The sequence below is a fragment of the Microbacterium sp. 1S1 genome (assembly GCF_008271365.1).
Taxonomy (GTDB): domain Bacteria; phylum Actinomycetota; class Actinomycetes; order Actinomycetales; family Microbacteriaceae; genus Microbacterium.
The window spans coordinates 838,593-861,481 of record NZ_CP043430.1 but is presented as its reverse complement, the minus strand read 5'-3'; the positions used below and the strand labels follow the sequence as shown (position 1 = coordinate 861,481).

General features: G+C 68.2%; 24 protein-coding genes. 17 read left to right on the top strand and 7 right to left on the bottom strand.

Translation table 11 applies throughout. The features are described from left to right. Nucleotides 1–279: 279 nt before the first annotated feature. The 11 genes from rpmH (at nucleotide 280) to FY549_RS04340 (ending at nucleotide 10,026) form a co-directional block, all read left to right on the top strand. Nucleotides 280–417 (top strand): 50S ribosomal protein L34, encoded by a 138-nt coding sequence (rpmH, locus tag FY549_RS04390; RefSeq protein ID WP_022879826.1) that lies wholly within the window; start codon nucleotides 280–282, stop codon nucleotides 415–417. A 6-nt stretch (nucleotides 418–423) separates the two neighbouring features. Further along, complete coding sequence (gene rnpA / locus FY549_RS04385) at nucleotides 424–774, top strand: ribonuclease P protein component (protein WP_149083996.1); 351 nt, start codon at nucleotides 424–426, stop codon at nucleotides 772–774. After that, on the top strand, nucleotides 771–1,121 hold the full coding sequence (yidD, locus tag FY549_RS04380; protein ID WP_149083995.1) for a membrane protein insertion efficiency factor YidD: 351 nt from the start codon (nucleotides 771–773) through the stop codon (nucleotides 1,119–1,121). The genes rnpA and yidD overlap by 4 nt, the downstream gene beginning before the upstream one ends. Nucleotides 1,122–1,124: 3 nt before the next feature. Further along, nucleotides 1,125–2,195 carry a membrane protein insertase YidC gene (gene yidC / locus FY549_RS04375; protein ID WP_149083994.1) on the top strand — a complete coding sequence of 357 codons (1,071 nt, stop codon included), beginning with the start codon at nucleotides 1,125–1,127 and terminating at the stop codon, nucleotides 2,193–2,195. Then, nucleotides 2,192–2,683 (top strand): protein jag, encoded by a 492-nt coding sequence (locus FY549_RS04370; protein ID WP_149083993.1) that lies wholly within the window; start codon nucleotides 2,192–2,194, stop codon nucleotides 2,681–2,683. Before yidC ends, FY549_RS04370 begins: the two co-directional genes overlap by 4 nt. Before the next feature lie 33 nt (nucleotides 2,684–2,716). Beyond that, nucleotides 2,717–3,352 carry a 16S rRNA (guanine(527)-N(7))-methyltransferase RsmG gene (gene rsmG, locus FY549_RS04365; protein WP_149085989.1) on the top strand — a complete coding sequence of 212 codons (636 nt, stop codon included), beginning with the start codon at nucleotides 2,717–2,719 and terminating at the stop codon, nucleotides 3,350–3,352. A gap of 2,448 nt (nucleotides 3,353–5,800) precedes the next feature. Then, nucleotides 5,801–6,673: a ParA family protein gene (locus tag FY549_RS04360; protein ID WP_316247120.1), complete on the top strand. Its 873-nt coding sequence runs from the start codon at nucleotides 5,801–5,803 to the stop codon at nucleotides 6,671–6,673. Further along, nucleotides 6,673–7,647 carry a ParB/RepB/Spo0J family partition protein gene (locus FY549_RS04355; RefSeq protein WP_149083991.1) on the top strand — a complete coding sequence of 325 codons (975 nt, stop codon included), beginning with the start codon at nucleotides 6,673–6,675 and terminating at the stop codon, nucleotides 7,645–7,647. Before FY549_RS04360 ends, FY549_RS04355 begins: the two co-directional genes overlap by 1 nt. 58 nt (nucleotides 7,648–7,705) lie before the next feature. Then, nucleotides 7,706–9,154, top strand: coding sequence for a sugar porter family MFS transporter (locus tag FY549_RS04350; protein WP_187614923.1), 1,449 nt, complete (start codon nucleotides 7,706–7,708; stop codon nucleotides 9,152–9,154). A 9-nt stretch (nucleotides 9,155–9,163) separates the two neighbouring features. Then, nucleotides 9,164–9,499: a hypothetical protein gene (locus FY549_RS04345; protein ID WP_025102860.1), complete on the top strand. Its 336-nt coding sequence runs from the start codon at nucleotides 9,164–9,166 to the stop codon at nucleotides 9,497–9,499. A 5-nt stretch (nucleotides 9,500–9,504) separates the two neighbouring features. Then, nucleotides 9,505–10,026 (top strand): GrpB family protein, encoded by a 522-nt coding sequence (locus tag FY549_RS04340; protein WP_149083990.1) that lies wholly within the window; start codon nucleotides 9,505–9,507, stop codon nucleotides 10,024–10,026. Nucleotides 10,027–10,098: 72 nt separating this feature from the next. Here FY549_RS04340 and trxA read toward each other — a convergent pair whose 3' ends face one another. From trxA to FY549_RS04320, 4 genes are all read right to left on the bottom strand, one after another. Next, entirely contained in the window at nucleotides 10,099–10,422 is a 324-nt protein-coding gene (gene trxA / locus FY549_RS04335) for a thioredoxin (protein WP_025102859.1), read from the bottom strand. Between the two features lie 66 nt (nucleotides 10,423–10,488). Then, nucleotides 10,489–11,463, bottom strand: a complete 975-nt coding sequence (gene trxB, locus FY549_RS04330) for a thioredoxin-disulfide reductase (protein WP_149083989.1) — start codon at nucleotides 11,461–11,463, stop codon at nucleotides 10,489–10,491. A gap of 80 nt (nucleotides 11,464–11,543) precedes the next feature. Continuing rightward, nucleotides 11,544–13,160, bottom strand: a complete 1,617-nt coding sequence (gene murJ / locus FY549_RS04325) for a murein biosynthesis integral membrane protein MurJ (protein ID WP_149083988.1) — start codon at nucleotides 13,158–13,160, stop codon at nucleotides 11,544–11,546. Then, complete coding sequence (locus FY549_RS04320) at nucleotides 13,153–15,348, bottom strand: DUF6049 family protein (RefSeq protein ID WP_187614922.1); 2,196 nt, start codon at nucleotides 15,346–15,348, stop codon at nucleotides 13,153–13,155. The genes murJ and FY549_RS04320 overlap by 8 nt, the downstream gene beginning before the upstream one ends. Nucleotides 15,349–15,635: 287 nt before the next feature. Between FY549_RS04320 and FY549_RS04315 the strand changes: the two genes are divergently transcribed. The 3 genes from FY549_RS04315 (at nucleotide 15,636) to FY549_RS04305 (ending at nucleotide 18,797) form a co-directional block, all read left to right on the top strand. Next, a complete protein-coding gene (locus FY549_RS04315; protein WP_262381136.1) occupies nucleotides 15,636–16,955 on the top strand; it encodes a methyltransferase in 1,320 nt (439 codons plus the stop codon). A 28-nt stretch (nucleotides 16,956–16,983) separates the two neighbouring features. Further along, a complete protein-coding gene (locus tag FY549_RS04310) occupies nucleotides 16,984–18,042 on the top strand; it encodes an LLM class flavin-dependent oxidoreductase (protein WP_149083986.1) in 1,059 nt (352 codons plus the stop codon). Between the two features lie 104 nt (nucleotides 18,043–18,146). Beyond that, entirely contained in the window at nucleotides 18,147–18,797 is a 651-nt protein-coding gene (locus FY549_RS04305; RefSeq protein WP_149083985.1) for a dihydrofolate reductase family protein, read from the top strand. Here the strand turns inward: FY549_RS04305 and FY549_RS04300 are convergent. From FY549_RS04300 to FY549_RS04290, 3 genes are all read right to left on the bottom strand, one after another. Continuing rightward, a complete protein-coding gene (locus tag FY549_RS04300) occupies nucleotides 18,781–19,116 on the bottom strand; it encodes a hypothetical protein (RefSeq protein WP_149083984.1) in 336 nt (111 codons plus the stop codon). The two genes, FY549_RS04305 and FY549_RS04300, sit on opposite strands and share 17 nt — an antisense overlap. Next, nucleotides 19,113–19,343 (bottom strand): hypothetical protein, encoded by a 231-nt coding sequence (locus tag FY549_RS04295; RefSeq protein WP_149083983.1) that lies wholly within the window; start codon nucleotides 19,341–19,343, stop codon nucleotides 19,113–19,115. The genes FY549_RS04300 and FY549_RS04295 overlap by 4 nt, the downstream gene beginning before the upstream one ends. A 329-nt stretch (nucleotides 19,344–19,672) precedes the next feature. Beyond that, nucleotides 19,673–20,362 (bottom strand): hypothetical protein, encoded by a 690-nt coding sequence (locus tag FY549_RS04290; protein ID WP_149083982.1) that lies wholly within the window; start codon nucleotides 20,360–20,362, stop codon nucleotides 19,673–19,675. 404 nt (nucleotides 20,363–20,766) lie between these two features. Here FY549_RS04290 and FY549_RS04285 point away from each other — a divergent pair, with 404 nt between their 5' ends. The 3 genes from FY549_RS04285 (at nucleotide 20,767) to FY549_RS04275 (ending at nucleotide 22,857) form a co-directional block, all read left to right on the top strand. Further along, nucleotides 20,767–21,390, top strand: coding sequence for a hypothetical protein (locus FY549_RS04285; RefSeq protein WP_149083981.1), 624 nt, complete (start codon nucleotides 20,767–20,769; stop codon nucleotides 21,388–21,390). 195 nt (nucleotides 21,391–21,585) lie between these two features. After that, on the top strand, nucleotides 21,586–22,299 hold the full coding sequence (locus FY549_RS04280; RefSeq protein WP_149083980.1) for a Crp/Fnr family transcriptional regulator: 714 nt from the start codon (nucleotides 21,586–21,588) through the stop codon (nucleotides 22,297–22,299). 96 nt (nucleotides 22,300–22,395) lie between these two features. Further along, entirely contained in the window at nucleotides 22,396–22,857 is a 462-nt protein-coding gene (locus FY549_RS04275; RefSeq protein WP_149083979.1) for a hypothetical protein, read from the top strand. Nucleotides 22,858–22,889 lie beyond the last annotated feature (32 nt).

The following is a 22,889-nucleotide window of genomic DNA, read 5'->3' as shown; positions in this document are numbered from 1 at the left end:
TGCTGATCCCCTGTGGATAACTTCGGATGCCACGGTAGTCACACGCCGTCCGAACGGCAACCTGCCCTTGGAAACACGCGCGCGTGTCGAAACTGTCGGGCTCTTCCCGGTTGTGGATAATGGCTGTGCGGTACGCGAGGGATGAGCAGCGCTACAGGTGGCAGATTTGCCCTGTGCGCCGCCAGGACGTACCCTTAGTCGGTTGACTTATGCCTGTATGGCAGTTCCCCATGTCTCCGGTCGAAGTGAATCCGGTGGCAGCATTCCCGGAGTGATCTCATGAGCAAGCGCACCTTCCAGCCCAACAACCGTCGTCGCGCCAAGAAGCACGGTTTCCGTGCCCGCATGCGCACCCGCGCCGGCCGTGCCATCCTCTCGGCACGCCGCGCGAAGGGCCGTACCGAGCTCTCCGCGTAAGTAGCTGTGCTCGCCCGCCCGTTCCGTCTGACCCGCGGGAGCGACTACCGACTGGTCGTTCGACGCGGATCGCGTTGTGGCGGGGCGCGCGTCGTCACCTCGATGCTGTCGACGGGCGAGAGCAGGGCCGCGAGGTTCGGTTTCATCATCAGCAAGCAGGTGGGTACCGCTGTGGTGCGCAACACCGTGCGTCGGCGACTCAAGGCCGTCTGTGCGGAGGCGCTTCCCGGTGTTCCACAGGGCACGGATGTCGTCATCCGTGCCCTTCCTGCGTCCGCGGCAGCGTCGTATGCGGAACTCCGCAATGACGTGCACCGTTGCCTGGGACGGCTCACGCCGGTCGAGGCCGCATCATGACCGCGTTGCCGGCTTCGTCGGTGGGTACGGGGTCGTGGCACGGCCGCGATGCGCTCCGGAGCATCCCGCTCCTCCCGCGCAATGCCGTCCTCGCGTTTCTGGCGGGATACCGCAAGGTCATCTCTCCGATGTACGGAGACGTGTGCGCGTACTACCCCTCTTGTTCCGCCTACGCTGTAGGTGCGGTGCAGCAGCACGGCGCCGTGCGGGGGACTCTGCTCTCCGCCTGGCGCATCCTCCGCTGCAATCCCTGGTCTCGCGGAGGCGTCGACGACGTCACACCGCATCGACACTTCCGCTACGACCTGACCGCACACGGTTTCGTCGTCCCCTCCCGAAAGGACTGATCGGTGGGTCTTGACCTTCTGTTCGCCAGTGCCACCCCCAGCCCGGAACCGGCATCCGGCGGATTCGACCTGCTCGGCACGATCCTCTGGCCGCTGAAGTGGGTCGTCGAGCTCATCCTCGTCGCCTGGCACTGGCTGCTCACCGCCGTGGGGCTTCCCGCGGCCTCCGGCATCACCTGGGTCCTCTCGATCGTGGGTCTGGTCATCGTGGTTCGCGCGGCGCTCATCCCGCTGTTCGTGAAGCAGATCAAGAGCCAGCGAAAGATGATGGAAATCGCGCCTGAACTGCGAAAAGTTCAGGAGAAGTACCGCGGCAAGAAGGACCAGCTCTCTCGTGAGGCGATGAGCCGCGAGACGATGGCGCTGTACAAGAAGCACGGCACCACGCCGATGTCGAGCTGTCTGCCGCTGCTCGTGCAGATGCCGATCTTCTTCTCCCTCTACAGCGTGCTGAGCGACGTCAGCAAGCACGCCCGGGACAACGTGGGTGGCGTCGGACTGTTGAGCCCGGAGCTCACGAAGGAGTTCTACGACGCGAAGCTCTTCGGAGTGGCGTCCCTGCACGAGACGCTCGGCAACGCCATCGACGCGCAGAACGTCACGGCGATCATCATCCTGATCACTCTCGTCGTGCTCATGATCGCGTCGCAGTTCATCACGCAGCTGCAGATCATCTCGAAGAACCTGTCGCCGGAAGCCAAGACCGGTCAGGCGTACCAGATGCAGAAGATCATGCTCTACGTGCTGCCGCTGGGCTTCATCTTCTCGGGCATCTTCTTCCCGCTCGGCGTGGTCGTCTACTGGTTCATCTCGAACCTCTGGACCATGGGGCAGCAGTTCCTCGTCATCCGCGAGATGCCGACGCCGGGCTCCGAGGCGGCCAAGGCCCGTGAGGAGCGCCTGGCGCGCAAGGGCAAGGCGATCGACTCCTCCGGCAAGGTCGTCCCGATCTCCGTGTACGAGGCCGAGCAGCAGCGTCTGCTGGAGCAGGCCGAGAAGGCCAAGGCCGAAGCGCCGAAGCGGCAGCAGCCGGTCGGCAAGAAGCGCGCGAAGAAGAAGGGGAACGCGTCATGAGCGAGGTCGTGACCGGAAACACCGAGCCGACCGTGGCGGATCTCGAGCACGAGGGTGACGTGGCCGCCGACTACCTCGAAGAGCTGCTCGACATCGCCGACATCGATGGCGACCTGAACCTCGACGTCCGTCAGGGGAGGGCATACGTCTCGGTGGAGGCCGAGGGAGACGGCCTCGCGCTCCTGTCGGCGCCCGACACCGTGCAGGCACTGCAGGAGCTCACCCGTCTTGCCGTCCAGAACAAGACCGGCTCGTTCTCGCGCCTGATCCTCGATATCGGCGGCTCCCGTGACGCGCGTCGTCGGCAGCTCGAGACGCTCGTCGAAGCCGCGGCCGCCAAGCTCGATGAGGGGTCGTCGCAGGCGTCGCTTCCTGCCATGTCGAGCTACGAGCGCAAGCTGGTGCACGACATCGCGGCCGAGCGTGGCCTGGTCTCCGAGTCGTATGGCGAGGGCGCGGACCGTCACACGGTTCTGCGTCGTCACTGACCCGCAGTCGGGTGCCGGCGCGTGTCCCAAACGATGGATTCGGGTGACAAGGCCGTAGAGCAGGAACCGGCTGTCGCCGCCCAGCTTTTCGGGGAGCGCATCGACCTCGCTCGTCGATTCACGGATTCCCTCGCGAGAGAGGGGGAGGAGCGGGGCCTGATCGGACCGCTCGAGCTTCCGCGCCTGTGGACCCGTCATATCCTCAACAGCGCGATCGCCGCACCGCTCTTCCATGGATCGGTGGCGGACATCGGGTCCGGTGCCGGACTCCCTGGCCTGGTTCTCGCGATCGCGCGGCCGGATGTGTCGTGGACTCTCATCGAGCCGATGGAGCGACGCATCATCTGGCTGACGGAGCAGGTCGCTGACCTAAGGCTCTCGAACGTCACCATCCTCCGCTCGCGCGCGGAGGATGTGCGGGCGCGAGGTGCGTTCGATGTGGTGACGGCGCGCGCCGTGAGTGCGCTACGGACGTTGATCCCTCTCACCGCACCCCTGGTCCGGGATGGGGGAGAGCTGACGCTCCTCAAGGGCGCGAACGCGGCGAATGAGATCGAGGCGGCGCGTAAGCAGATAGCAAAGTTCCGTCTTTCAGACGTGCGGGTTGAGATTCTTGGAGAGGGAGTCCTCCCCGAGACGACGCGTGTCGTCCGGGCACGCGTCCGCTAACCCGGCCCGTCACGTGTGTTTCACGTGAAACATGCCTCTCATGCGCGCCGGGGGCGCAGGATGAGCGCCTATCCCCGCGATGCGCCGGTTCTTGGGTGCGAGCTCGAGGTCGTACGGGTGGCGCCCCTCTGCCTGGTTTGTGTGTTTCACGTGAAACGGTGACAGCTCGGGTCCGCTCGACCGTAGGCCACCTGTGTCTCCCCAAGACCCACACGCGGCCTCATAGGGCTGTGGGCGAGGTCAAGAAGCTGATAAGCCGGCAACGGCCACCAACGAGTTCGCGGCCCTGCCGTCCATCGGTCGTGGGGTTGTCGTCGACGTTCCCGATCGGATCAGTGATCGAGGCGGCAGCATCTCGGCGATGCCCATGCGATGCGATGCGATGCGACGTCCGACGCTGGAATCCACTCCTGACCTTTGCCCATCGTTTCCAACGGGCGGATAGGGCCAGCGCTGCGGGGAGATGGCCTGGGGAACATCAACGAACGGGTGCCCGTACTATCCATGCTGTGGCAGGCGTCGACGGGCCGGTTGACGAGGGGGACTACCGTGCTCGGCTGGTGGGTGCTGCAGAAGAAGTAACCGATCATGGTCCCGATTTGACCAGCGTTTCACGTGAAACGTGAGCGCTTCGCGCGCGGTGGTGTCCGGCTCAGAGCGGCGGCTGGGTCCGTTCCGCCGTGCGGTGGTGCTGAAGGTGGCCGTTTCACGTGAAACAGTGCCGCTCTCCCCAGATTGGCGTCAACCGTCGCGGAGGCAGTCCTACCGCGTGTCAGGGAGCAGGAGGGCTCCGGGGTGCGCGGCCGCGTACTCGACCCGGATGTGAATGCGGGCGCGCGGGCACGGGGTCGGGGCCGGCTAGGGGGTGACCACGCTGTACGCGGCGCGAAGGCACCAAGAGGACGACGGCTCGCCTCCTCGCGACGAAGGCTACGATCCGTTCACTCTCCGGCACCGCCGCTCTGGTGACCGGTGGTTTCACGTGAAACGTCAGAGCCAGCTCTCGACGCGAGGACGAGCCTCCGACACGAACACAGACCTCTCCGAGGGAGGGCGGGTCTGCGCATCGGGCTCCGGTCCGGCGTAGCGGACGGAGGGGCCAGATCTTCCCGTTGCGCCCACCCGTCCCGGTCGCTGCGGGCGTTCTCGTGCGGTGGAGAGGGCACCGCTGGAGAGCAGTGGCGTCCGCAGGAAAATGACCGCTTGGCCGTCGTCCCTCCCTGCTGTGATCGACGCGGTCGGCCGAGAGGTGGTATTCGACGGGGGCGAGATCGCTGTCCGAGATCGACGCCGCTCGACGAGACGGCGGAGGATGCGAAGGGGCAGGGGTGAACGGACACGCGGCGACCTGTGCGTGCCGTCGAGGCGCCGAGCATCGCCCCGACAGGAGTCGGTCGGAGGGTGAGCGCGCCATCGACCTGAGGGCGCTCGACTCCGGATGCGGACGCGCACCCACCGAGGCCTGTGAGACGGGCCGAGCATCGCCGGCGCTGGAGGCCCCCTGGACGCAGTTCCGAGTGGAGGGGAGGCGACAGCCGTGAGGTCAACGCCGCTCACGCTCCTCGCGGGGTGGGCAGGCGCTCGGAGCCGGGCTCGATGAGCGGTCGAGCTGGCGGCTCTCCGGGATCCGATCCCGGTGGTGTCCGGCCGTTCTGTCACACGGAAGGACGCGCGGAACAATTGTCCTCGGCACGCGCGGGTGCGGGGACGGTCACCGGAGACGAATGCGGCGAGGGGTGCGATGCAGCGCGCGGAGAACGGACGGCCCGGACGGAGCGCCGTTCGCTCGGCGGCGACCGGGGAGCAGCGGAGCCCCCGTCGGGCGCACGGCCTGGAGCGCCGCCGCGGACGGGGGAGAGCGGTGCCAACGTGGCTTGCGTGAGCGTCGCCTCTGCCGGCCGGTCAGCCCCTCCCGAAGGGACGGGGAATCGCAAGGGAAGAGACCTGTCAGCTTGGCGAAAGCACGGGCCCGGCCCACGTCGCAATGGGTGGAGAAGAGCGGGCAGACCGTGCTCGCTGGGCGCAGTCCTGGAGGTCCACGTTTCACGTGAAACGGCCGGCCGCGTCGTCTTTCACTCCCGCAGGGGTCGGCGTTCGGGGCTTGGTGGGCGAGGTCCAAGAGGCCGATTCTGCATGAGCTGTGCCGAGGTAGGCGCGGCGCCGGCTCGACGTGGTGATGGGGGTGGAGAAAAGCGGGCATCTCGTGCCGGTCGAGCGCAGTCACAGAGCCCCAGGTTTCACGTGAAACGGTCGTCGCGCCGTCGCTGCTCCAGCAGCGATCGGCGTGGGCACGCGTGGTACGCGATGTCGAGGGGTCCAATCCTGCGCGAATCGCGGTGCTGGCAAGCCGAGGTCGGTCCCTGCGATTAGAGTGGAACGCGGCCCCGAAAGGAGTGGATGTTTCACGTGAAACAGTCCGAGAAGGCATCGTCGAACGATTCGTTCGGAATGGATACCCCCCTCGCGCGAGAACTCGCGGATCTCTCCGTTCGGCGGCGCGCGCTCGACAAGGTGAGCGTGGAGTTCAGCGGGGACACGCGCATCCTGACGGTGTCGAACCAGAAGGGCGGCGTCGGGAAGACCACCAGCGCTGTGAACATCGCTTCCGCTCTCGCGGGACTGGGCGCCAAGGTCCTCGTCATCGACCTGGATCCGCAGGGGAACGCGTCCACCGCCCTCGGGGTTCCGCACAACGCGGATACACCCAGCGTCTACGACGTTCTCATCGACGAATTCCCCCTCGCCGAGATCATCCAGCCGAGCCCGGAGAACCCGAACCTCTTCTGCGCACCGAGCACCATCCATCTCGCGGGCGCCGAGATCGAACTCGTCGCCCAAGTGGCCCGCGAACATCGCCTCCGGCGTGCGCTGGAGGATTACCTTGCGGAGAATCCGGTCGATTTCGTCATCATCGACTGCCCGCCGTCTCTCGGGCTTCTGACGATCAACGCCTTCACCGCGGCGAATGAGGTCTTCATCCCGATCCAGTGCGAGTACTACGCACTGGAGGGCCTCAGCCAGCTGCTCGGGAGCATTCAGATGATCCAGAAGCATCTGAACCCTGCACTCCACCTGTCCACGATCCTCTTGACCATGTTCGACGGACGAACACGCCTCGCGCAGCAGGTGGCGGAGGAAGTGCGTTCTCATTTCCCGTCACAAGTGCTCGATACCGTGATCCCGCGGTCCGTCCGTGTGTCGGAAGCCCCCAGTTTCGGCCAGACGGTCATCGCCTACGACGGCCAGTCGGCCGGGGCGATCGCCTACCGTGAGGCCGCCGTCGAGATCGCGTCCCGTCAGACGCAGAGCAAGGAGAAATAATGGCGAAGCGCACCGGACTCGGCCGGGGCATCGGAGCCCTCATCCCGACCGCCGAACAGACCGAACGCCCCGTCGATGTGTTCTTCCCCGGCGCGAAGATCGCGCCGACCTCCGATGCGGCACCGGACGAGGCCGCGGGGACCCCGGTGGCCGAACTCGAGGCGGTGCCCGGGATCCAGCTGATCCAGGTCGACCCGCACGCGATCGTCCCCAACCCCCGTCAGCCCCGGACGCACTTCAACCCAGAGGATCTGGCGGAGTTGGTGCACAGCGTCCGGGAGTTCGGCGTGCTGCAGCCCGTCGTCGTGCGGAAGAACGGCGACGGCGACTACGAACTCATCATGGGCGAGCGACGCACGAGGGCCGCTCGAGAGGCCGGACTCGAATCGATCCCCGCGATCGTCCGTGACACGGCCGACGAGGACCTGCTGCGCGATGCGCTGCTGGAGAACCTCCATCGCTCGGAGCTGAACCCCTTGGAGGAGGCGTCCGCGTATCAGCAACTTCTGGATGACTTCGGCATCACGCAGGAGGAGCTGGCCGTGCGCATCGGCCGTTCCCGGCCGCAGATCAGCAACACCATCCGCCTGCTGAAGCTCCCGGTTCCGGTGCAGCAGCGTGTGGCCGCGGGTGTCCTCACCGCGGGCCACGCGCGTGCGATCCTCAGCCTCGACTCTCCGGAGTCGATGCAGCGGCTGGCGGACAAGGTGGTGAACGAAGATCTCTCGGTCCGCGCCACGGAGGAGGCCGCCAAGTCGCAGCCCTCCGCGGGGAAGACGCCGAAGCCGACCCCTGGCGCCCGCCGGGCCTACCTGGACGAGGTGGCCGGAAAGCTCGGCGACCGGCTCAACACTCGTGTCCGTATCTCGCTCGGAGCTCGAAAAGGCCAGGTCACGATTGATTTCGCGTCCATTCAGGACCTCAACCGCATTCTCGAGGAGCTCGGCGAAGAAGGGTACGGCTCCGCGCGGTGACGCCGCCGCCAGGCGGGGGTGACATAGACTCGTCATCTTGACGATGCGAGGGGATGTCATGTCCAGAACAGCTGATCCAGCGAGTATCAAGCGTCGCGTGATCGCCGTCAGTATCGCGGCGGCTCTGGGCGGATTCCTCTTCGGGTTCGACACCGCGGTGATCAACGGAGCGGTCGACGCGCTGGCAGGAGACGTCTCCGGCTTCGACCTCGGTACCGGGCTCAAAGGCTTCGCCGTCTCGTCCGCACTCATCGGGTGCGCGGTGGGCGCCTGGTTCGCGGGTCCGGTGTCCAACAAGTTCGGCCGCATCCCGGTCATGGTGGCCGCTGCGGCCATGTTCTTCGCCTCCGCGATCGGCTCGGGCCTCGCCTTCAGTGTCGTGGACCTCATCATCTGGCGTGTCATCGGCGGCCTCGGCGTCGGCGCGGCCTCGGTCATCGCACCGGCCTATATCGCGGAGGTCTCGCCCGCCGCGATCCGTGGCCGTCTGGGATCACTCCAGCAGCTCGCCATCGTGCTCGGCATCTTCGCCGCCCTCCTGTCCGACGCCCTCCTCGCGGGTATCGCGGGGGAGGCCGACCAGCCACTCTGGGGCCTGACGGCCTGGCGGTGGATGTTCATGGTCGCGGCGATCCCGGCGCTCGTCTACGGCCTCGTCTCGCTGCGGCTCCCGGAGTCTCCGCGCTATCTGGTCCGCAAGGGCGAGATGAAACGCGCCGCAGAGGTGTTGGAGACCGTCACGGGGACGATCGACACCGAAGCCAAGATCAAGGAGATCACCGGCACGATCGATACGGAGCGCTCTGAGTCGCTGCGCGACCTCCGCGGGAGCCGCCTGGGCCTCAAGCCGATCGTGTGGGTGGGCATCCTGCTGTCGGTCTTCCAGCAGTTCGTCGGAATCAACGTGATCTTCTACTACTCGACGACGCTGTGGCAGTCCGTGGGCTTCGACGAGTCCAGCGCTCTCCTCACCTCGGTCATCACGTCGGTGACGAACATCGTCGTCACGATCGTCGCGATCCTGCTCGTCGACCGGGTGGGCCGCCGGATCATGTTGCTCGTCGGCTCCGTCGGCATGACGGTGACGCTCGGCCTCATGGCCCTCGCCTTCTCGTTCGGCACCCTCGACTCCTCGGGGACGGCCACGCTCCCCGACCCCTGGGCGACCGTGGCGCTCATCTGCGCCAACGGCTTCGTCGTGTTCTTCGGGGCGAGCTGGGGACCGCTCGTGTGGGTCCTCCTCGGCGAGATCTTCCCGAACTCCATCCGTGCCGGCGCCCTCGCCGTCGCGGCCGCCGCGCAGTGGGTGGCGAACTTCTTCATCTCCACGACGTTCCCCGCTTTCGCGGAGATCGGACTCACCTTCGCGTACGGCTTCTACGCCTTCTTCGCACTGCTGTCGTTCTTCTTCGTGTTCTTCAAGGTGCCGGAGACCAAGGGACGCGAGCTCGAGGACATGAGCGAGGACGCAAAGGTGGAGCGCCGACCCCGCCGCGCACGCGCGTAGGCTGGAGGGATGACCGAGTCCGTGCCCCGCCGTGCCAGCCTGGAAGTGCTGCGCGCCGAGGCGTCGGACGAACTCGCCGTCCTCGTGCAGGAGCGTCTCCTCGGCGGCGAGGATCCGTGGGAGTTCATGGAGGAGCTCCCCAGCGTCGACGAACTCGTCGTCTACCTGCTTCGCGCGGACAACATCGCTGCGAACGACGGCGTGCGTCCCAACGCTGCACGGCACTATCGCGTGCTGCGGCAGATCGCACTCGAGTACCCGGAGCTCACGCCCGCGGTGTGGGGGCTTCTGGACGAGAAGCAGCGCCACCGTCGTTGGGACCCGCGCATCGCCGACGCCTCCTGACGCCGATGATCCTCGTCCCGTACGACCCGTCATGGCCGCAACGATTCGAGGAGTTCGCTGCATCCATCCGGACGGCGGGGGCGGAGGGCTGGATCGTCGAGCACATCGGCTCGACGGCCGTTCCCGGGATCAGCGCGAAACCGATCATCGACCTCGCGGTGCGTATCGAGGAACATCAGCAGTTCGACGCGCACCGAGCCGGACTGGAGGCCGCAGGATGGCACGTCGGCAGCGGGATTCGCACGCATCCGGTGATGCTCTGGGAATCGGCGGGGGAGCGCCTCGCCATCGCGCACTTCTTCGGTGCCGCGGAGTGGGACCTCGCCCCGCAACGCCTGCTGCGTGACTGGTTGCGCGCGCATCCGGCCGATGTGGAGCGGTACGAACACGCCAAGCACGACGCCGCGCGCGGCGGCGACCGGCGGCGTAGCCTACAACGCGGGAAAGACCGCGGTCATCCAGGAGATCGTCGACAGAGCGCGGGCAGCGCGCGGCCTGAGCCCTCGGACGTGTACGACAAGCGCTGACCCGGCGCAGGCGGGCCGGGGCATGCGAAAAGGGCCGCACCCGGAGGTGCGGCCCTTGGTCGTCGTGGGGGATCAGCCGAGGAAAGCGGCGAGATCCTGCTCGAGGGCGAACTTCGGCTTGGCGCCGATGATCGTCGTCTTGACCTCTCCGCCCTGGAAGACCTTCATCGCCGGAATCGACGTGATCTGGTACTTCATGGCCAGCTCCGGGTTCTCGTCCACGTTGAGCTTGAGGATGGTGATCTTGTCGGGGTTGTCGGACTGGATCTCGTCCAGCACCGGCGCGACCATACGACACGGACCGCACCACTCGGCCCAGAAGTCCACCAGCACGGGACCGTCGGCCTGCAGCACGTCCTGCTCCCAGGTCGCCTGGCTCGTTGCCTTTGCACTCATCAGAGTTCTCCTTGTTCGAGGTTCGCCTGTTGCAACAACGGGCGAGGGGAAAGTGTTCCCGGCCGGTCAGGCCGTGATGACCTCGGCGGCCTCGGCCGCGGGGACCTCGACCGACTGGTCTTCGAGGTCGGCGAGGAAGTGCTCGGCGTCGAGGGCGGCGATCGTGCCCGTCCCCGCCGCCGTGATGGCCTGCCGGTAGGTCGGGTCGATCACGTCGCCGGCCGCGAAGACACCGGGGACGGACGTGCGCGAGGAGCGGCCATCCACCCAGATGGTGCCCTCGGGCGTGAGCTCGAGCTTCTCGTGCACGAGGTGCGTGCGCGGGTCGTTGCCGATGGCGATGAACAGGCCGTCGAGCGGGAGGTCACGCAGTGAGCCGTCCTCGGTGGAGCGCAGCTGCACGCCGGAGACGGCGTTGTCGCCGAGGATCTCGACGACCTCGCTGTTCCAGACGAACTCGATCTTCTCGTTCGCGAACGCGCGCTCCTGCATGATCTTGGAGGCTCGCAGCGTGTCCTTGCGGTGGATCACGTAGACCTTGTCCGCGAAGCGCGTGAGGAAGGTCGCCTCCTCCATCGCCGAGTCGCCGCCGCCGACCACCGCAATGGTCTTCTGACGGAAGAAGAAGCCGTCACAGGTGGCGCACCACGAGACACCGAAGCCGGAGAGGCGCTCTTCGCCCTCGATGCCGAGCTTCCGGTAGGCGGAACCGGTGGCGTAGATGATCGTCTTCGCCTCGTGGCTCGCGCCCGAGCCGAGCGTGACCTTCTTGACCGGGCCGGCGACGTCGAGCTCGGTCACGTCGTCGTACAGCACCTCGGTGCCGAACTTCTCGGCCTGCTCCTGGAACTTCGCCATGAGCTCCGGGCCCTGGATGCCCTCCGGGAAGCCGGGGTAGTTCTCCACCTCGGTCGTGTTCATGAGCTCTCCGCCGACCTCGACCGAGCTGGCGATGAGCAGCGGCTCGAGGTTCGCGCGCGCCGCGTAGATGGCAGCCGTGAATCCGGCGGGGCCGGAGCCGATGATGATGACCTGACGCATGTGATCTCCGTTAGAAAGGCGGTGCCGTCGAAAGACGTCCGACTGCTTCAACCCATGGTAACCGCGGGGCATTCCCGGGGTCAGCGGCCTGGCAGGAAGCGGCGGACGAGCCCGCTCGCGGCCCTGAGCTCCGGGGCGCGGAACAGCGCGAGGATCGCGACGTAGACGAGGACCACGACGGCGCCGATGACAGCGGTGCCGAGTGCGCCCTGGATCTTGTCCGACGCGGCCCAGCCCTCGGTACCGCCGAAGAGGAGGAAGACGCCCCAGCCCGCTAGACCGGCGGGGACGGCGGCGACGAGGAACCGCCCGGTCGCGCTCGCCCAGGACCGCAGTCCGAGACCTCCGAGGCGGCGGTGCAGCAGCCAGGTCGCCACGATCGTCTGGAGCGTGCTGGCGACCGACTGGCCCAGGGCGACGGCGGCCGCGAGGCCGGTGATCGGGATCACCTCCGCCTGCAGCAGCCCGCCGGCGAGGAGCGCGGTGGCGACGATCAGGACGCACTGGAAGATCGTGAACCAGAACGGGGTGCGTGTGTCGTCGTAGGCGTAGAAGGTGCGCTGGACGATGAACAGGATCGTGAGGGGGATGAGGCTGAGCAGGTAGCAGAGGAGCACCAGTGCGGCGGCCTCGGCGTCCTCCGCCGAGCTGGTGAACACGCGCGAGGCGGGGATCGCGGCGGCGGCGACCGCGGCGACCGCGGCGACGATGAAGAACAGCAGCGTGCGGATGCTCCGGGAGATGTCGCCGCGCACCTCGTCGTCGCGCCCTGCGGCCGCGTGCTCGCTGATCTGGGTGAAGTACGGGGTGCCGATCGACAGCACGATGACCGAGTACGGGAGCATGAAGATCAGCCAGGCGTTGGCCGTGACCGTCGCGGAGGCGCCGGAACCCGAGGCCGCGCTGACGATGTTGCCCTGCAGCACTCCCGCCGCCAGGCTGGCGAAGGCCATCAGGAACGTCCACCCCGCGAGCTTGCCCACGGCACCGAGACCGACGCCGCGCCACCGGAAGTCCGGCTTCAGAGCAAGCCCGGTACGGCGCCAGAAGACGAGCAGCACGAGGGCCTGCAACGCGATGCCGAGAGTCGCGGTGCCGCCCAGCGTCGCGATCATGGCCGGCGTCCATTCCTCCGCCTGGGTCGGAACCGGCGCGAACACGGCCCCCAGGACGAGGAAGCCGATGATCGACACGATGTTGTTGACCACGGGCGCCCAGGTGAACGGCCCGAAGATGCGCCGGGCGTTCAGAGCCTCGCCGAGCAGGGCGTACAGACCGTAGAACAGGATCTGGGGGAGGCACCAGTAGGCGAGGGCCGTCGCCAGGGCCTGCGCTTCGAGAGGAGCACGTCCGGCGACCAGCACGACGAGCCACGGCGCGGCCAGCGTCGCCACGGCGGTGGTGGCGACGAGGACCACCGTGCCCAGGGTGAAGAGCTTGGAGATGAACGCGTTGCCGCCGTCGGCATCGGCCGTCGCCTTGACGATCTGCGGCACGATCACGGCCGTCAGCACTCCCACCGAGATGAGTGAGAACACGCTGTTCGGCAGCGTGTTGGCGAATGTGAAGGCATCCGCGGCCTCGGAGCCGACGGCACCGAGGACGCCGACGAGGACGATGCTGCGCAGCAGCCCGGTCACGCGAGACACCATGGTGCCGGCGCCGATGATCGCGCTGGCGCGCCCGAGACTACTCACGCGACTCCTTCGTCGACGGGGCGTCCGGGCCTTCGAGGTGCTCCTGCACGGCGGCCTCCGCCTCCTTCTCCTCGATCAGCTCCTCGACCGCGGCTTCCACGGCGTGCTCCTCGATCGCCTCCCGACGCTTCCGGCGCACGGTGCGGACGACCCCGAGAGCGATGAGGAGGACGGCGAGACCGCCGAAGACGACGAGGCCGATGGTCTCCCACTCCGCCCGCACCGCGACTCGGACGGTCTGCTCCGACTGGATAGGCACCCCGGTCGGGCTGGTCAGGCTGAGTCGAAGGTCGAGCTCACCGCTGCCGACGCGCGCCGATACCGGCACCTTGGCCCTCGTGGTCGAGTTCGCCTGCACGGCCACATCGATGACGGGGGTGACCTCGAGACGAGGATCGCTGGGGGAGGCGAACAGACGGACGGTCACCGGCCAGGGGAGGTCGTTGCGCACCCCGATGGGCAGGTCGGCGTTGGCGGTGAGCAGTTGGATGGTGCTCGACGCCGGGATGCTGACGGCGTTCAGGGTCTCGGTGGTCCGTGCGCGGTGGTTCGCCACCTTCTCGGTGAACGCTGTCGCGGACGAGCCGACCGCGACGGTGCGCAGGATCCGGATCCGCTCCGGGCTCAGCAGCACGAGAGGCTCGCTGAGGATGGTCGAGAACGCGGTGAGGGAGCGCTCGTCCGTGAGGAGGTTGGCGAGGTCGGGCGCGCGCGTCGCGGCGGCCGTCTCCGGCACCGTGACCGAGACGGCCTTCGTGGCGCGGACGGTGGAGAGTTCGAACCCGACCGAGTCCGCCGCCGAGATCGCATCGCGGAGGGCCTCGGCGGAGCGGTTCTCATCACGGTCCAGGCCGATGAGCAGCGGCGCACCGGGTGCCCGCGCGCCGGCGAGGAAGAGGCGCGCCGACGCTTCCGCCAGGAGCCCTTGGCGGGCGGCGGACCTGGATTCGGCCGCTGCGGCGGTCAGCGCCGCGGAGGTCGCGGCATCGGTGACCAGCAGATCCTGACCCCCGGCCGTCGCATGGGCGGCACTCTGTCCGCCGACCGTCTCGGAGGACACCACCGTCGTGGCGTTCCGCCCGAGGTAGCCCGAGAACGCCGTGAGGTCGGCCTGCGACAGGTCGCTCTCGGGCCACACGATGCCGGGGAGCGCGCCATCGATCTCCGCCAGCTCGTCGTCCGTCGGCAGGGCCGGACCGTCGGTCGGCGTCGGCGAGGGAAGAGCCGTGGCGTTCGGTGCCGTCGTCGGCGTGACGGCGCGCTGCTGCGGGAAGGCCGCGGGATCGAGCAGGGATGACAGGGGCAGCGGCGCCAGTGCCTCGGTGAGACCGGCCTGCGCCTGCACGGTGAGGTCGGCGTCTCCGAACTGCAGAGCGAAGCGGGCGTTGGGGAGCTCGTCGAGCCGCGCGATCCAGTCCGTCGCCGAGGACGGCGCCGCGGTGCCCAGAGCACGGATGGAGGCGAGGATGGCGGGGTCGATCGCGAGCACCGCGGTCGTCCCGGCCACTCCGTCGAGCTGCGCGGTGAGGTCGCCGTCCGGGGCGGTGAGCTCGGTGAGCTCCTCGGCACTCAGCAAGGCGCCGCCGGCGGGGGTGGCGGTGATCGGTACGAGGACGCCGACGGGGCTCGTCGGGCTGGACGTGACGACGAGGACGCTCGTGGCGGTCGTGTCCCAGGTGGTTGCGCGCTGCCCCTCCGTGTCCGCCGTGCTGGCGTCGCTCAGAGCGGCCCGCAGGGGGTACACACCCGGCGTGAGGCCGGCCAGCGTCTCCTGCGGCACGAACACCGTGGTGGTGGCCGTTCCGCCCGCCTCGGCCGTCTTCGTCGTCTCATCGCCGAGCGGGAGGAAGGACCCGGCGGCGCGGGCGTCGTCGAGCCAGTCGGTGACGGCATCGTCGTCGGCGAGCGGTGTGCTCCCCAGCTCGATCTCGACCCGGCCGGGGGAGAGCTCGGTGTCGGTGTCGTTGTCGATCGTGACCACGGCCGACGTCGACGTGCCGGGGGCGACCGTGCCACGAAGCCCGGCCGACACGTGCAGCTCGACGCGCTGATCGTCGTCCGCCGCGGTCTGGCCCGCCGCCATCGCGGGACCGGGCACGCCCAGGGCGCAGACGCCCGCGGCGACCGCGAACGCCGCGAGCCGGCGCACGCGCGCGCGGAGGCCCGTGTCGGGAGTGGTCGCGGTCATGAAGGTCTTCCTCGAACGCCGGGGAGGAGGCGGATCGTGAGTACTGACCCTGTGATTCTAGGAGGCCGGAGGGAGGAGAACCCTGAAGACGCGTAGAGTGACGGCCGTGTCCGCCACCCCCGCCCCCCCGCCCCGATCCCCTCCGCAGTGCCGCGCTCGCCGCGGACCTCGATGCCGCAGACCTCCGATCCGAGCCGCTGCGGCGCCTCTGGGGCGAAGAGGCAGACGACGCCCTGGGCCGCGGCCTCCGCGAGCCCATCCTCCGGGCGATCGCGGGGGACGAGGGGGTGCTCGCCACACTCGGACGTCTCCTGGTGCTCGGCCTTCCGCAACCTCGAGCGGCGGTCGAGCGTGCGCTCCCGGCTCTGGGCGTCGAGGGCCTGGCGGACCTGGGCCTGGCGACGGTCGACGACGACACCGTGACCCCGGTGGCGCTGCTGCGCCCGCAGTCCTTCGTCGACGAGGACGGAGTCGGGGAGTGGTGGATCGCCAGCGATCTCGACGAGGTCGCCCTCGACGGACCGTTGCCCGCCGACCACGTCCTCGGAGTGGGTGGGGCCTCCCGCACGCTCGCCGAGACGGTGGTGCCGCTCGCGGTGGACCGCGCCCTCGACCTCGGCACCGGCTGCGGCATCCAGGCCCTGCTCGTGGCGCGGCGGGCCGGTACCGTCGTGGCCACCGACATCTCCCGCCGGGCTCTGGCCTACGCGGAACTGAACGCGCGGCTCAACGGGGTCACCAACATCGACCTCCGGCACGGGAGCATGTTCGACCCGGTCGCGGGGGAGGCCTTCGACCTGATCGTCTCGAACCCGCCGTTCGTCATCACCCCGCGCACCGAGGGCGTCCCGGCCTACGAGTACCGCGACGGGGGACTGGTCGGCGACGCGCTCGTCGAGCAGTTCGTACGCACCGTGCCGTCGCACCTCACCCCGGGCGGCATCGCCCAGCTGCTCGGCAACTGGGAGTCGCGCACGGGGGTCACGGGCCTGGCGCGCCTCGACGCGTGGGTTCCCTCCGACCTCGACCTCTGGGTGGTGGAGCGCGAGGAGCTCTCGCCCCTCGCCTACGCGGAGCTGTGGATCAGGGACGGCGGCATCACACCGCGCGACCCGGCCTTCACGCCGCTGCTCACCGCCTGGCTCGACGATTTCGCGGCGCGCGGCGTGACCGCGGTCGGCTTCGGGTATGTGCTGCTGCGTCGCGGCCAGGGAGAGCCGCTCAGGCGGTCGGAGCGGGTGTCGCAGCCGGTGGCGAACGTGGGTGCGGCGCTCGGGCTCGGACTCGCCGCCCACGATGCGCTCGCCGCGGGACTGCCGGACACGCTTGTCGTCGCGGCCGATGTGACGGAGGCCCGTCATCTCCTTCCGGGCAACGATGACCCGAGCGTGATCGAGCTGCGGCAGGGCGGCGGGTTCGCGCGGACGGTCGCGGTGGATCCGGCGCTGGCCGGATTCGTGGGCGCGTGCGACGGTGAACTGCAGGTGCTGCAGATCGCCCCCGCCCTCGCCGACCTTTTCGAGGTGCCCTTCCCGCAGCTGTGGGCGGAGCTCGAGCCGCGGATCCGGGGGCTCGTGCTCGACGGCTTCCTGCTGCCGGGGGAATAGTGGACGCTTCTATGCGTTCGAATACACCATGAAGGCTTTCGGATTCCTCTCGTTCGGGCACTACGCCGACGTGCCAGGGTCGGCCACCCGCACGGCCGGTGACATGCTGAAGCAGACCATCGAGATCGCGGAAGGTGCGGACGAACTCGGTGTCAACGGGGCGTACGTCCGTGTCCACCATTGGGCACGCCAGGCCGCCTCCCCGATGCCGCTGCTGACCGCCATGGCCGCGCGGACCGAGCGCATCGAGGTGGGGACCGGCGTGATCGACATGCGCTACGAGAACCCGTTCCAGTTCGCGGAGGAGGCGGCCGCCCTCGACCTCATCGCCGACGGCCGCGTCGCGCTCGGCGTCAGCCGTGGGTCACCCGAGACCGCACTGCGTGGTTACGAGACGTTCGGCTTCCGTGACGAGGAGGACCCGGAGCGCGGGAGCGTGCTCGCGCGGGAGAAGTTCGACATCTTCCTCCGCGCCATCGACGGGGAGCGCCTGGCTCCCGGCGACCCCCGGATGGTGGGTGCGGGACAGTATCTCGCCATCGAACCGCAGTCGCCCACGCTGCGCGACCACATCTGGTGGGGCTCAGGTTCGCGCGCCACGGCCGAGGAGACCGGTCGCAAGGGGCTCAACATGATGAGCTCCACGCTCGTGACGGAGGCCACCGGCCAGCCGTTCCACGAGCTGCAGCGCGAGCAGATCGAGCTGTTCCGCTCCGCCTACCGTGACGCCGGCCACACCGGGTCGCCGCGGGTGTCGGTCAGCCGGAGCGTGTTCCCGCTCGTGTCGGACATGGACCGCGCCTACTTCGGACTGCGCAGCGAGGAGAACGCCGACCAGATCGGCATCATCGACGGCTTCCGCTCCACGTTCGGCAAGACCTACGCCGCGGAGCCCGATGTGCTCATCGAGCAGCTCCGCCAGGACGAGGCCGTCATGGCCGCGGACACCCTCATGCTGACGATTCCGAACCAGCTCGGACCGGAGTACAACCTGCACGTGCTCGAGGCGTTCGCGGAACACGTCGCCCCGGCGCTGGGGTGGAAGCCGAACACGGAGGGTCCCGTCCAGGGCGACCCCGTGGCCTGAGTCGGCTTCCGACGCCGTGCTCCGCTCTTGACAGCGGCTCCGGCACCCTCGACTCTGGGGACGGTGCGCCGACCGGCGCCCGTCCCCACCGCATCGGAGGCACCATGACCCGCGTGCGCGTCGACCTCAACATCACTCTCGACGGCTTCGCCACGACGACCGATCAGACCCCGGAGAACCCCTTCGGCGAGGACTGGGGGCGGCTGACCGCGGCCTACACCGCGACCCGGACGTTCCAGGAGCGCGTCCTCCACGACACGAGCGGCGCGGGTACGGCAGGAGTCGACGAGAAGTACGCGGCCCGGTACTTCCAGGGCGTCGGCGCGGAGATCATGGGTGCCGGGATGTTCGGGCTGCACGCGAACCCCGACGACCCGGAGTGGCGCGGCTGGTGGGGCGAGGAGCCGCCGTTCGAGGTTCCGGTGTTCGTCCTCACCCACACGCCACGCCCGCCGATCGAGTTCGCGAACGGTACGAGCTTCCGCTTCCTCTCCGCGACCGCGGAGGAGGCGCTGCGGGAAGCCGTGGCCGCGGCCGGAGGGCGTGACGTCCGCGTCGGCGGCGGTGCGACCACGGTCCGGGAATTCCTGCGCGCGGGGCTCGTCGACGACCTGCACGTGGGCATCACCCCGATCCTCACCGGCAGCGGCATCCGGCTCTGGGACGACCTCCGCGGCCTCGAGGCCGGCTATCGCGTGACCAGCGAGGTCGCGGAGTCCGGCGTCACCCACGTCACGTTCACCCGCGAGGACTGAGGCCCCGGCGCGCGGTCGCAGATTCGCACCGGGGCCGCACGGGTTCCCGGAATCCCTGCGATCTCGTGGGGAAGTGCCCCGTCCTGGCGGGGGCCGAGTGCCGCGGCGGCTGCGGAATACCGCCCTTCGCGTCATAATCGCTGGGGTTGAGCTTGAACTGCTTGAAGACGTGCGTCCAGTCGGTCAGCGGCTCGTCGGAGCGGATGCCTTCGAACGTGCCACCATCGGGAGCGCCGTCGTCACCGTAGTGGATATCCGCCGACTCAGTGGGCGTGCTCTCCGGCTCCGGCGGATTGCCGAGGTCTTCAGCCAGCGTCAAGGCGTCACCCGCTGGTTGTCGCGGTAGCGCTTGATCGTCGGCTCGGACACCTTGAACCCGGAACCCGTGAGCATCCGGGCGAGCGCGGAATCCGACCAGCGCGGATCGTTCACGGCGGCGTCGAACGCCTCGCGCGTTTCGTCATCGAGGGTGGAGCGCCACGAGCGCACCTTGTCGGGGTACTCACGCGGCGTCGGGCCGGTGAGTAGCTGATCCTTCAGAGACATGGATCGTCCTTTCACGATTGCCCCGCCGCCCATGCGCCAGTCGGTCACGAGATCGAGTCGCCGGTTTCGGGCGGCACCCGGCACGCTGCCTTGCAGTCCGTGCTCATGGTCGCCGCGGTACTCGCGGTCAGTCCGATGCAGTGCGCGCCTATAGTGAGGGCGAGCTGCGGCGGGGAAGAGATGAGAGCGGCGGGACGGGGGCAACGCCCCGCCGCATGAGCGCAAGAAAAAAGACCCGGAACCTCCGTGAGGTCTTCCGAGTCTGATCGCGCTTGCGCTAGCCTAACACATTCCCATGACACATTTGACACATTTTGAGCGTCGAGCCATCAAGGCGAGATGAACCCCGTCGCCCAGGCAATGAAGAGAGCCGCCAAGATCGACACCGGAGCGGTGATCAAGGCAACTTTGAGGTTCGCCCACCGATCCGCCCTCGAGGCGTACAACTCTTGCCGGGACTGCGCACGGAATTTGACTGCACCTCCGCGGAATCGGCTGGCTCGGCTCAGCTCTCGGCTCCATTGGACAGCAAAGGCCACCAGCAGGGCGCAGCCTCCGACCAACGCGACAACCGCCGCCGCCGGCAGGTACGAACTCGCGATCAGCCAGACACTACCGATGAGGACGAGCAGCGCGGGTGCCAGCGGGAGCTTGGCACGCCACCGATGCCACGTTGGCCGCCACGCACTGCCCTGCAACAGAATGCGAATCGCCTCGGATTCAGTTACCGCAACGTCGGGCGTGTTCTCCGGTGAGACGCTCAGGTGTCCTGCGGGGCAGTACAAGTTGAGGCTTCTGTCGGCTACCCGAACGGACGCGCTCAGCGAGTTGCGCTCGTGCACGCTCAACGCGGAGAGCTCTTCCCGCGTCACCTCCCCGCTTGTTACCTGGAAGGAGTAGTCGATCGGCAACAGGTTGGTGCCGCCGAACGGCTGCGACCCCTGCCACCGCTTGCCGGTGACATCCAACACGTCCAAGAGCGTTTCAAGATCAGTGACCAGCGACGGCAGCAGCACCATGTCAGGCGTCGATGTTCGACGAAGGCGGATTCTCTCTACGCGACGATGCAGCACGAGGTAACCATATCGGCCACCCCGGCTGACATCACTCGATGACTTTCCGCGGACGCCCGCGACGCGAGCGCATGCGCTTATCGGCTTCGAGCAGATCGGCCTCGCGGATCCGATCGAGCACGAACCGCAACTCGCCGCGCTGCTCCCATTGATAGATCGTTCGTAGGTCTTAGCCGATGCGCCGCGCCGCCCCCGCCCGGTCGAAGATTGCCAATCAGCGAGCCTTCCGCGAGAACCGCATGAGCGTCCACCACCGCAGCCTCGCCCTCGGAATCGAATCCGGCCGGATCGCCATTACGCGCGACTGACGGGCGACAGCTTTCATCGATCGCCCTCGCTACAGTGACAGCATGCTCTCGGAAGTGATCGCGTGGCTCAACGCCAACAGTGGGGCGATAGGTGCGTTGGCTGCCATCCTCAGCGCGGTCTTCACCGCGGCTGCCGCTCTTGCAGCATTCGTCAGCATCAGGCACTCCCGACGCCGAGAGCGCTGCAACATGGATGCGATCGTGAACACGTCAGTGTCGGCGTTTGGTGGCGATGATGACTACCGGCCGATGATCCATCTCTACGCATACAATCGCGGCCCAGCCTCGCCGCTGGTGGCAACCTACGACTTCGACCATCACCTCGGGGACAGTATCCCTATGCCGCTTGCGCCCGGGGCCACGGTAGAACTGACCCAGCAGCTCGTCAGCGATTGCCGCGAGTGGCGCTTCATTCGGATCTCCTGGATGGAGCCAGACGGACGCAAACGGCGCATTAAGTTCTGGTATCGCGTCGAGGGGCAGTTCGACGATCCGTCGAACCAACGAAAGTATCTACGGGTGGACCGCGACGAACGCGCGGGGTACTTCCTTGGAGCGCACTACTTGCGACGACATATCCCGCCGTGGGACTTCGTGCGTTGGAAGTATCGGAAGCTCAAGCGCCGCCGAGAGATCAGACGACAGAGCAACCGGGGCAAGGGCTAGCAGTCGAGCATCTGCCTCTCGTACGCGGCGAACGTCGGCCGCGGGTGGCGCGCCCAGTGCTCGATCAGCTCTTCGGATGCGTAGGCCATCGCGTACGCAGTGTTGTGAGTGAAGAGGTCCCAGTCAGAGATGCCACAATCTCCGCGTCTCTCACGGTGGTGACCGCATCTTCCGCGGCGCCCAGAGGGAGAGATCATGAGCGATTGTGGATTCGACTGTCTCCAGGATGTGGACCTCTTTGCGGAGCTGTCCGGAACGGAACTCGCCGACCTCCACCGGCGACTCCACGCGCGGAAGTACCTGCCCCAGGAGACGGTGACCGGTCAAGGGCAGGTGATGCAGGCCCTCTTCATCGTCCGGAGCGGGCGCGTACGCATCTTCCGACGGTCGGAGCACGGACGAGAACTCACCATCGCGATTCTCGGGGCGGGGGCGATCTTCGGCGACATGTCGCTGCTCGGGCAGCACATGGGCGGAAGTGGGGCCGAGACCCTGGAGGCGGCGGAAGTCTGCGTGCTCGACACCGCCCATGTGCGCAGACTCCTGCTGTCGGACGGACGGATCGCCCTCCGGATCGTCACGCTCCTGAGCCAGCGGATCGAGGGACTCGAGACCCGGTTAGCCGACGTCTCCTTCCGACCCCTCGCCGCGCGGATCGCGGACGCGCTCATCGAGGCGGGCGATCACCGGCGCGGCGACAGGACGTTGGTCCGCCTCACCCAGTCGCAGCTCGCCGATCTGCTCGGGGCGACGAGGGAGAGCGTGAGCCGGATCCTGGCTCAGTTCGCCTCATCCGGGCTCCTCATCCGGCGGGGAAGCGTCATCGTGCTCGACCGGCGTCTGCTGGCCGCCCACGCCCGCGAGCTCGAGCGGGCGGCCGACCACCGCAGCACCGGCCTCGTCGCCTGACGGCCGGACGATCTCGTCCCGTGTGAGCCAGATCACGGACGGACGCCGCACGCCGGACGTACCGTGGCCGTCCGCACCATCCAAAGAAAGTGGGAAATGATGAAGAAGAAGTTCCTGTCCATTGCTGCCGCCGGCCTCGCCGCCACCGCTGTCGTCGCCCTCGCGCCGGCTGCCCAGGCCGCCGAGACGGCCTCCACCACCGTCGCGCACCAGGTGTCGGCGCGCATCGTCGACGGCACCGTCACGGTGCCATCCGGCTCCTCGTACGAGTTCTCGATCGTGGTCCGCAACGACGGCGCGCAGGCCGAGACGGTCGCGGTGAAGCAGGCCTTCCTGCAGTCCGACCGTGCCACGGTCGTCGACGCGGGTGGCCTCACCGCCACCGCCACGGGCGCGACGGGAACGGTCGTCGTGCCCGCCGGGGAGACGGTCACGATCCCCGTGGAGGCGAAGATCAGGTCGACCCTCGGCAACCTCAACAACTCGGTGACCGTGCAGCCGACCGAGGGCGGCCGCAGCTGGCTCGCGTGGGACGCGAACGTCATCACCGCGGGCTGATCCCGACAGGGGAGGGCCCGGCCGGCACTGCC